This is a genomic window from Microcystis sp. M113S1 (genome assembly GCF_020246945.1).
Lineage (GTDB): Bacteria > Cyanobacteriota > Cyanobacteriia > Cyanobacteriales > Microcystaceae > Microcystis.
In genome coordinates, this window is sequence record NZ_JADBSA010000405.1 from 1 (window position 1) to 9,978 (window position 9,978).

General features: G+C 45.0%; 11 protein-coding genes. 2 read left to right on the forward strand and 9 right to left on the reverse strand.

Annotation, left to right across the window (positions count from 1 at the left end; genetic code table 11):
• Together IM319_RS20590 and IM319_RS20595 are read right to left on the reverse strand one after the other, a co-directional pair.
• Window positions 1-234, reverse strand: a 234-nt coding sequence (locus IM319_RS20590) for a hypothetical protein (protein WP_287736743.1), incomplete at its 3' end; no start/stop codon positions are given.
• Window positions 235-370: 136 nt separating this feature from the next.
• Window positions 371-1,069: a PEP-CTERM sorting domain-containing protein gene (locus IM319_RS20595; protein ID WP_002763653.1), complete on the reverse strand. Its 699-nt coding sequence runs from the start codon at window positions 1,067-1,069 to the stop codon at window positions 371-373.
• 447 nt (window positions 1,070-1,516) lie between these two features.
• Between IM319_RS20595 and IM319_RS20600 the strand changes: the two genes are divergently transcribed.
• Window positions 1,517-3,688, forward strand: coding sequence for a glutamine synthetase III (locus IM319_RS20600; RefSeq protein WP_287736744.1), 2,172 nt, complete (start codon window positions 1,517-1,519; stop codon window positions 3,686-3,688).
• Window positions 3,689-3,801: 113 nt separating this feature from the next.
• Window positions 3,802-5,271, forward strand: coding sequence for a carotenoid oxygenase family protein (locus IM319_RS20605; RefSeq protein WP_287736745.1), 1,470 nt, complete (start codon window positions 3,802-3,804; stop codon window positions 5,269-5,271).
• A gap of 44 nt (window positions 5,272-5,315) precedes the next feature.
• Here IM319_RS20605 and IM319_RS20610 read toward each other — a convergent pair whose 3' ends face one another.
• From IM319_RS20610 to IM319_RS20640, 7 genes are all read right to left on the reverse strand, one after another.
• Window positions 5,316-6,191, reverse strand: coding sequence for a Tab2/Atab2 family RNA-binding protein (locus IM319_RS20610; RefSeq protein ID WP_287736746.1), 876 nt, complete (start codon window positions 6,189-6,191; stop codon window positions 5,316-5,318).
• Window positions 6,192-6,434: 243 nt separating this feature from the next.
• The gene (locus tag IM319_RS20615) at window positions 6,435-7,454 is read right to left on the reverse strand and encodes a glycosyltransferase (RefSeq protein ID WP_287736747.1); all 1,020 of its coding nucleotides are present in this window, start codon (window positions 7,452-7,454) and stop codon (window positions 6,435-6,437) included.
• 97 nt (window positions 7,455-7,551) lie between these two features.
• Window positions 7,552-7,875, reverse strand: a complete 324-nt coding sequence (locus IM319_RS20620; protein ID WP_286825939.1) for a DUF3593 domain-containing protein — start codon at window positions 7,873-7,875, stop codon at window positions 7,552-7,554.
• Window positions 7,868-8,179: a DUF2499 domain-containing protein gene (locus IM319_RS20625; protein ID WP_287736748.1), complete on the reverse strand. Its 312-nt coding sequence runs from the start codon at window positions 8,177-8,179 to the stop codon at window positions 7,868-7,870. The genes IM319_RS20620 and IM319_RS20625 overlap by 8 nt, the downstream gene beginning before the upstream one ends.
• A gap of 108 nt (window positions 8,180-8,287) precedes the next feature.
• On the reverse strand, window positions 8,288-9,271 hold the full coding sequence (gshB, locus tag IM319_RS20630) for a glutathione synthase (RefSeq protein WP_287736749.1): 984 nt from the start codon (window positions 9,269-9,271) through the stop codon (window positions 8,288-8,290).
• Between the two features lie 15 nt (window positions 9,272-9,286).
• Window positions 9,287-9,547 carry a glutaredoxin 3 gene (gene grxC, locus IM319_RS20635; protein WP_287684623.1) on the reverse strand — a complete coding sequence of 87 codons (261 nt, stop codon included), beginning with the start codon at window positions 9,545-9,547 and terminating at the stop codon, window positions 9,287-9,289.
• Between the two features lie 122 nt (window positions 9,548-9,669).
• The gene (locus IM319_RS20640) at window positions 9,670-9,912 is read right to left on the reverse strand and encodes a hypothetical protein (RefSeq protein WP_287736750.1); all 243 of its coding nucleotides are present in this window, start codon (window positions 9,910-9,912) and stop codon (window positions 9,670-9,672) included.
• Between the last annotated feature and the right edge of the window lie 66 nt (window positions 9,913-9,978).

A 9,978-nucleotide genomic window follows, 5' to 3' on the forward strand; every position in this document is an offset into this window, starting at 1 on the left:
ACTATAACGCTTAAGACGCTCAGGATGTTTTTCTACTTCTTCAATGGCGGCGAGCGTTTCTGTATTAGGAATTTGAACATCAAAGGGAAAACCTTGATGAAAATCGACATCAGATAAGGCTGGATGCTGGATTTTTTGTAGCAGAAGCTGTTGTTCTTCGTCAGTTAAGGAAAGGATAATTTGAGCAAGAGAATCAATTAGTTTAGTATTGATTGCAGCAGCAGATTGACTCATGATTAAAAAAGTTATGGAGATCGATACAGTTGCCTGAATCTAATCTAGCGCGAGTTGGCAACCCCCAAACAAAAACAGGGCAGGCAAGACACCTACCCCGCTTAGGATGAGTTAGCAACCAATCCTACTAATATTTCTAATTCAAATGGCGCTTGAGTGCCGCTCCCGCACCCAACAAGCCCAATGCCAGTAAACCCAAGCCCGAACTTGGCTCAGGAATCGGAGTACCCTGCAAGTTCAGAGTCCAACCATTACCGAGAGAGCCACCAGAGGACATAGCATTATCCGAAATCGTCAGCCGCCAAGTGCCGCTGGATAGTTGGCCACCCAAAGAAGCCAGCATGGGAACCGCAGTGCCGCTGTTCGCACCGGTGGGGAAGTAGTCGCCGCCGGGGATGACAAAAGCACTACCCCCTGAAGCCGCCACCGCCCAGAGGTCGCCAGTAAAGGCATCATTAAAGCTGTAGTTGTTGCCCCCGGCGAAGTTGCTGTCATCGCCAAGCCCAGAGCCAACGCGACCGATCCGGTTGAACAGGCTCACCGTCGTCGCGGTATCGACGTGAGTGAGGGTGGCAATCAGATCGCCGATCCGGCCGTGGATCGGGTTATTGAGGGTGACGGTGATGTTGGTGATCGAGAAGTTGGAACTGGTGGGAACGGTAATAGTGCTGGAAGCACCTGTGGCGTTGTTGTCGGGGATGTTGAAACCAGTACCAGTTCCAGTAAAGGTGACGGCGCTGGCGGGGAGGACAGTCATTCCAGCGATCGCGCTAACTGTGCCAGCGAGGACAACACCAGAGAGAGAGAGAGATTTGAAGGTAGTTGTAGAATTCATGAACAATTTTGGATAAATTCCCCCAGGATTCTACCCCCCCCCCCGATTTTGTCAAGTATCGCTTTTTTATCGATTGCATAGATGTATAGAGTTTTATCTCCAGAAAACGGGTTTCTCAAAGAAACCCGTTTTCTCAGTTCCCCTGCATGGGTCAAGAGGGAGTGAGGTGCGATCGCTTGTGGAAGATAGGGTTTGAAATATTTGTAATGTTTGATACAAATCTCTGGATTATCTGTTCTTAAGATGAAGGCTGGTGTTGCTAATTGATCGGGAAAGAGGCCGGCGCAAGCAGATAAAAACCGCACAGAAGCTTGTGCCGTGGGATCAAAATTATTAAGCGGAGAATAGCCTCTGACCGGACTTCAACATCAAAGTTAGTAGGAAACTTGTCATCGCCTAAATAAAGTAACCCTTTATCCACGACACAGCCAAATAGGAAAAATACTTATGAGTTATGGAACGCGTGTTCAAGCTATCTCTCAAGTCACAGACCGTAAACCCCTACCGAGCAAAATTCCGCAACGTTTAGAGGCCTTGTGGGCAACCGATGTCTTTACCCTGAGCAAAATGCAGGCCAGTCTGCCGAAAGACGTATTCAAATCGGTCAAAAACACGATTTTAACTGGTGGAAAATTAGACGTTTCCATCGCCAGTGCGGTGGCGGCTGCGATGAAAGATTGGGCCACGTCCAAAGGGGCGCTGTACTATGCTCACGTCTTCTATCCGATGACTAACGCCACCGCCGAAAAACATGATGGTTTTATCTCCGTGCAGAGCGACGGTTCGGTGATCACAGAATTTACGGGCAAAGTCTTAGTACAGGGTGAACCGGACGGCTCCTCCTTTCCTAACGGCGGACTTCGCTCCACCTTTGAAGCGCGAGGTTACACCGCTTGGGATGTCACCAGTCCAGCCTACGTCATGGAGACGGATAATGGTGTAACCCTGTGTATCCCCACGGTGTTCATCTCTTGGACAGGAGAGGCCCTCGACAAAAAAACGCCGCTTTTACGCTCGATTTCATCGATGAGTAAAGCCGCCACCAGGGTGCTGAAGCTCTTAGGACATACGGAAGTCGCCCCCGTTAACTCCAGCTGCGGTGCTGAACAGGAATATTTCCTCGTAGATGCTCATTTTGCCCATAGTCGCCCCGATTTACTGCTCACCGGTCGCACCCTATTTGGTAAACCCGCCGCTAAGGGTCAACAGTTCGACGATCATTATTTTGGCGCAATTCCCGAACGGGTTCAGGTGTTTATGCAGGAAGTCGAGGAAAGAATGTATCGCCTCGGCATTCCAGCCAAAACCCGCCATAATGAAGTCGCTCCCGGACAGTTCGAGATTGCCCCCTTTTTCGAGGCCGCTAACGTGGCCAGTGACCATCAGCAGTTAATTATGACTTTGCTGAAAAGTACGGCTAAAAAACACGGTTTTGTTTGCCTACTGCACGAAAAACCCTTTGCAGGGATTAATGGTTCGGGAAAACACGTTAACTGGTCTGTCGGCAACGCTACCCAGGGCAATCTGCTGGATCCGGGCGATACTCCCCACGCTAATATGCAGTTTTTGTTATTCTGTGGGGCGGTTATTCGTGGTGTTCACAAGTACGGACCGCTTTTACGCGCAGTGGTGGCTACCGCCAGCAATGATCACCGTTTGGGGGCAAATGAAGCTCCTCCCGCCATTATTTCGGTATATTTGGGCAGCCAGTTAGAAAAGGTATTCGACCAAATTAGCCAAGGACAAATTGAGGGTTCTGATGCCCCAGGGTTGATGGATATGGGTGTCGATACCCTGCCGGTATTTCCCAAGGATCCCGGCGATCGCAATCGTACCTCTCCCTTTGCTTTTACGGGCAATCGCTTTGAATTCCGCGCCGTGGGTTCTAATCAGTCAGTTTCCGGGCCGCTGGTGGCGATGAACACGATTCTAGCCGATTCCCTGACTTGGGTGGCGGATAACTTAGAAAGCCGGATGAAAGCAGGGGAAGACCTCAAGACTGCTGCCCAGGGTGTTCTCAAGGAGATCATGGACAAACACAGAAATGTGATCTTCGGAGGTAACGGATATTCCCCGGAATGGCACAAAATGGCGGTAGAAGAGCGCGGTTTAGCTAATCTCCGCACCACTGCCGATGCTTTACCCGTGCTGAAGGCCGATTATATCGAAGAACTGTTTACCCGCATGGGTGTGTTTACTCCCGTTGAACTGGAAAGTCGTTTTGATGTCTATGCGGAACAGTATTTACTGGCCATCGAGGTGGAGGCGAAACTGGTGGTAAGTATGGCTAAAACGATTATTTATCCCGCTGCCGTTCGCTACTTGTCGGAATTGTCATTGGCGATCGCTAATGCTGCGGCGATCGGTATCGAGATCGATAAGGAAAGCGCCCAAACTGTCTCGAATCTAATTAAATTACTGATGGATGGCGTTAGCAAACTGAGTGCGGCCATAGCTAAACAGGATTTTGCCTCGATCGAGGAACATATGCAGTATTCTGCTCAAACTATCCGTCCCTTGATGGATCAGGTGCGCGAATATGCTGACACACTGGAAGGGGAAGTAGCTGACAATTTCTGGCCCTTACCTACCTATCAAGAAATGTTGTTTGTTAAATAACACGACCGCAAGGAGGGGGTGAATAGCTGGAAAAATGATTCGCCACCCCCTTCTTTTTAGGTCTGGTAGTTTTAAGTTATGTTAAGAAAAGTAAATACAAACGTAAAACTACTATGGTATTAACTCCGACAATTGGCAAAAAATCCTATAATCGTCAGGATTGGCAAAAAGGCTATCAATCCCAACCTAACGAGTACGATTACGAGGTAGAAGACATCGAGGGGCAAATTCCCCCCGATTTACAGGGTACAGTCTTTAAAAACGGCCCCGGTTTACTCGATATCGCTGGCACTGCGATCGCTCATCCCTTCGATGGGGATGGTATGATCAGCGCGATTAGCTTCAATCATGGGCGCGTACATTATCGTAATCGTTTTGTGAAAACTGAGGGTTATCTCCAGGAACAGAAAGCGGGAAAACCCCTTTATCGCGGCGTTTTTGGCACGAAAAAACCGGGGGGAATTTTCGGCAATGCTTTTGATTTGCGTCTGAAAAATATTGCTAATACTAATGTTATCTACTGGGGTAATAAATTACTGGCACTTTGGGAAGCGGCCGAACCCCATCGCCTCGATGCTAAAACCCTTGATACTATTGGTTTAGACTATCTCGATGGTATTTTGGAAAAAGGCGATTCTTTTGCCGCTCATCCTCGCATCGATCCCGCTTGTATCTTCGATAATCATCAACCTTGTCTGGTAAATTTTGCCATTAAAACGGGTTTGTCGAGTGCTATTACTCTCTACGAAATTAGTCCCACGGGTAAGTTATTACGTCGTCATACCCACAGTATACCGGGCTTCTGTTTTATCCACGATTTTGTTATTACTCCCCACTACGCTATCTTTTTCCAAAACCCAGTTAGTTATAATCCTTTTCCCTTTCTTTTTGGGTTAAAAGGTGCGGGAGAATGCGTCATCAATCAACCGGACAAGTTAACTAAGATTATTATTATCCCCCGGGATCCTAACAAAGGAGAAGTGAAAGTTTTAGAAACTCCATCAGGTTTTGTGTTCCATCATAGCAATGCTTTTGAGCAAGGGGAGAAAATCTATATCGATTCTATTTGTTATCAATCCTTACCACAACTGGATTCAAATAGCAATTTTCAATCGGTAGATTTTGATAGTTTAGCTCCCGGACATCTGTGGCGATTTACACTAAATTTATCAGAAAATACCGTTACAAGAGAATGTATTCTAGAGCATTGTTGTGAATTTCCCAGCATTAATCCTGCAAAAGTTGGTCAAGATTACCGTTATTTATACATCGCTGCCACTCATCATGCCACCGGTAATGCTCCTTTGCAAGCAATCTTAAAACTCGACCTATTAACGGGAGAAAAACAGTTACATTCTTTTGCTCCCCGGGGATTCGCAGGTGAGCCAATTTTTGTGCCTAAACCCGATGGAATTGCTGAAGATGATGGTTGGTTATTGGTAGTCACTTACGATGCGGCCAATCATCGATCGAATATGGTAATCTTAGATGCTAAAGATATCACTAATTCCCTAGGGATTATTCATCTTAAACATCATATTCCCTACGGGTTGCACGGTAGTTGGACTAGACAATGTTTTTAAGTTAATTCTGTGGGGGTGGATTGAAAACCCACCTTTACTAAACTTTACTCTTGATAGCCTTCTTGTAATAGCCAAAAACCGGCGAAGGATTCCGATTCAGGGTTAGATTGAATAGCTAAAAAATGCAGATTATTCGCTTTTTGTTTAGCTTCTTCAAAGTTTTTGGCTTCGTTTAAAGTCTCGGCATTAGTGACGTTGACGAGAATCCAGCTATCACTAGCACCTGTTTCTAAACGTAGCAGAGGACGAGAACCAGTTTCTAACTTTAAATAGGCCATTTCTAACCCTGACATCCAACCAGCTAAGGGTAAAGCGCGGGGAGAAAAAATAACTAAACCGGGTATTTTGAGATTTTCATCTAATCCCATCCCTAGTGTAGGCAAATTTTCTCCGAAGCTAATATCCCAATCTTTTATATCATTAAAAGAAGACAATTCTAGCGTAACAAAAGCCCATTTATCTGCCTTATCTCCCCGGACAGCATCGGGAAGGGGAACCGCATTTAAAGGAGGATAATTCACGGAAGCGGTTTTAGTTAAATTTTGATCATAACCAACTTCTTGAGGGTAGAAATTAACCATTCTTTCTTCTATCCATCTAGTTAAAGCATGAGTGCGACGACTAGGGGAAGCGGGAATACCGATATCCTCGCAAGCTTTGCTAATCATGTTATTCATCTGACGACGGAAAAAGCGAATTTTTTTGGGAGTTACCCCCGCTTCCTTGATAGCTGCAGTAATTGCTTCTCCTAACCATTGGGAATTAACCGTTGTATTAGGACAATAACTGGCATATTTAAATAGTGTATCGGAGGAGCGATCGATTGTTGCCGGAGTTTCACAGATTAATACTTCCCATCTTTTTTTATTATTTTCATCCACCACCGGCCGCGAATAAAAATCAAGTTCCCAAATAGTCATATTTTTTTCAGTTATCAGTTATCAGTTATCAGTTATCAGTTATCAGAACATAGGTTGGGTTGAAGCATGAAACCCAACACCCGCTCATGTTACGAAGTGCGCTAACCCATCCTACAAATAATTGTGCCTCCCTACTTTAAGTGTGCAGTATGTATTAAGTGGGCAGTATTAAATAGCAGCTTCCTACTGTCTTTTCACTGATTACTGTTTACTGATTACTGCTCACTGATTACTGATTACTGTTTACTGCTCACTGAAAAATCCCCTATTCCCGACAACAGTACGAACGCGGTAGATGGGACGTTTTTGGGATTCATGGTAAGTTCGCATCAAAATTTCTGCCAAAAGACCAAAACAGAGTAATTGTACCCCAGTTAAAAAGAATAACACGGCCAGGATTAACAAAGGTCGATTGCCGATTTCTTGTCCGAAACCGAGTTTGAGAATAGTCAGATAAGTACCTAAAATAATCCCCACTACCATCGATAACAGTCCGTAGAGTCCAAAAATGTGCATCGGACGGGTGAGGAACTTTTTCATAAAAAAGACAGTAAATAAGTCCATAATCACGCGAATTGTGCGATCTAAACCATATTTACTCTGTCCGAACCGTCTAGCGTGGTGATTAACGGGAATTTCGGTGATTTTTGCCCCTTCAATAAAAGCTAATGCGGGTAAAAAGCGATGTAATTCCCCGTAGAGATTCATATCGGCGATTAATTCGGCTCGATAGGCTTTCAAAGAACAACCGTAGTCGTGTAATTTGACCCCTGTTACCTTTGCTATCAGCCAATTAGCTATTTTTGAGGGTAAAAGCCGTTTTACCCGGTCATCTTGGCGATTTTTGCGCCAGCCACTCACGAGGTCATAACCTTCCTCTAATTTGGCCAATAATAGGGGTATATCATTGGGATCGTTCTGTAAATCGCCGTCGAGGGTAACGATGACCTGTCCCGTGGCATAATTAAATCCGGCAGCCATGGCGGGGGTTTGTCCGTAGTTGCGTCGCAATATTACCGCCTTGAGATCATCGCGATTTTTGGCTAAATTAGTTAAAACCTCGGTGGAACCGTCCTTAGAACCGTCGTCAACACAGATTATCTCGTAGTTAATTTGATAAGAACGCAAAATCGTGGCGATACTCTCGACGAAATGGGGGATACTGTCCACTTCGTTATAAATGGGAACCACTACCGATAAAGTCTGGATAGCAGCCTGCGGGTTTGGTTCGTTGACACTGATGGACGGTGTAATCGGGGACATAGTTGACTGACGCAGGGACGTTTTGGGGCGATTGTATCACAATTCAGTTATCAGTTATCAGATGCGAGTTGTCAGATGTGAGTTGTCAGTTCACTGTTTACTGTTCACTGTTCACTGCTCCCTGTTCCCCTTTCTCTGTTTCCTTTTTCGCTAAAATTGCCTGACGAAAACCTAAGACGACGAGAATATTGGAGAGGGTGAGGAAAAGTTCGGCGCTGCCGTGTAACCAATCGACGTTAGCCAATTCTTGACCATAGTGGATTTTGGCGTAGATACCGGCAGGAATGGTGATAAAAACGAAGATTAACAGCACATAAAAGCCAATTAAGGCTAAACGTGGCATTTTTCCCGAACGAGTGATCAACCAAAGAAACCCCAGATAGGGAAACAGGGAGATGGCAAATAAACTCTCTTTATTCATTGTTAACGCTAATTTTGCTGGAACGCCACAGCCACCAACCGGCAGCACAGAGGGTAAAATTTCCTAAGAAAGTCATGGCTGCCTGTAGGGTGACTAACCAGGATAAGGCACTGATATTATCAAAAAAATGCCATGTACAGGCACACATTGCCCCAATTAAAGCGGGTAACATTCCCCAAGATAACATTCGCCACGATCGATCGCTACTGATGTCGCCATAGGTCCAGACTAACCAGATCGCCACTATCCATTCTACGACACTCGATACATGAACCATCCACGTCGGTATTGATAAAGCATTCATTTTTTTACAGTTATCAGTTATCAGTTATCAGTTATCAGATTTGAGTTTTAAGTGAGCAGTATTAAATAGAAGTTTCCTACTGTCTTTTCACTGATTACTGTTTACTGTTCACTGAAAATACTCCCCATTTCCCCAAAAATTTTCTAGCCATTTAATCACCTGTTGACCTAAGCTAACATTGTTTAATCGATCGATCTCGCGAATGCCGGTGGGACTGGTGACATTAACTTCCGTGAGATAGCCACCAATCACATCTAATCCGACAAAATATAGGCCATCTTCTCGTAATTTTGGGGCTAAAGTGGCACAGATTTCTAATTCTCGATCGGTGATTTCTGTTTTTGCCACTCGTCCACCCACGGCCATATTACCGCGAAATTCTGAACCGGTGGGAATACGATTAACTGCCCCGATCGGTTCACCATTGAGGACAATAATGCGTTTATCTCCTTCTTGGGCAGCTGGTAAATAATCTTGAATCATTACCGGTTCTTGTCCCCATTTTGTGCTAATTTCAATCATTGAATTGAGATTGCGATCTTCGGGACTAAGAAATAAAATTCCCTCCCCTGCTTTGCCCCCTAAAGGTTTCATAACTGCCGCCCCTTTTTGGTTGACAAATTCCCTAATTGTCGCTTTATCTTGGGAAACAATTGTGGCGGGCATTACCTGAGAAAAGTGAATAGTATATAACTTTTCGTTGGCATGGCGTAAACCCCTAGTTGAGTTAATTACTTTGGTTTTTTTGGGGTCGATCAGGTCTAATAAATAGGTGGCATAAAGATAGGCAATCGTCACAGGTGGATCTTTTCGCATCCAGACAAAATCGAAGTTTTCTAGACAGGTTAAAACTGTCTCTTGTCTTTGATACCATTGAGATACAGCCACCCAATGATTATCTTTTAACTCCACAGGAACCAGTTCAATTCTGGTTAGTTTTGCCCAAGCTTTTCCCGCAATCGCACTGAGATCAGTGATGGAAGTCATCCAGACTTCATGGCCTAATAATTGGGCCGCTTCCATGATAGCTACACTGGTATCATGGCCCGGATCTAAATACTCGATCGGATCGATAATAAAGGCTAGTTTCATTAATAGTTTTTATCCTTAATTCTGCAACAGGGGAGCTAAACCACCACTTCTATCTAAAGCATGGATGTCATCGCAGCCCCCGATGTGTTGATCGTTTATAAAAATTTGTGGTACGCTTGTACGACCATTGGCTCGATCGGACATTTTGGCTCGCGCTTCTTCATCACCATCGATACAATATTCGGTAAACTCCACCCCTTTTTTCTTGAGTAATGCTTTAGCGCGGATACAGAAAGGACAGGAACTCCAAGTATAGATCTCAACTTTAGCGGCCATAAAATTTATCTGTTTTCTTTACAGTTCTTAATTTTAGCCGATAACCGAGCAGTGATCTTCCTTCAGGTCAGAAAACGCCAATTAGGGCGATTCCACTGATATATTGCTTTTATTTCCCATTTTTAACCGTTTTGAAAGCGAATACGGCAACTAACAGGGCGAGAATCATCCTCACTTTCCTTTACTCCTATTACCTCCCAGGGAAACCAGTCGCAACTATCGGGAGCGTCTGCGGGAATCCATTCCCATTTGAGAGTGGCTTCAATCCCATCTCGATCCTTGACATCCTCGCCGCCGTAAACGGACGGTGATTCCCAAACCTCACGATTTAGGTTTCTGCTTCTTTCCCTTGCGGGGTTCCGCACCTGCCTTAACAGATTTACTCTGTTCTGGTCTTATGGTCGCTCTACAGACTGACACCGCAAGTCCTG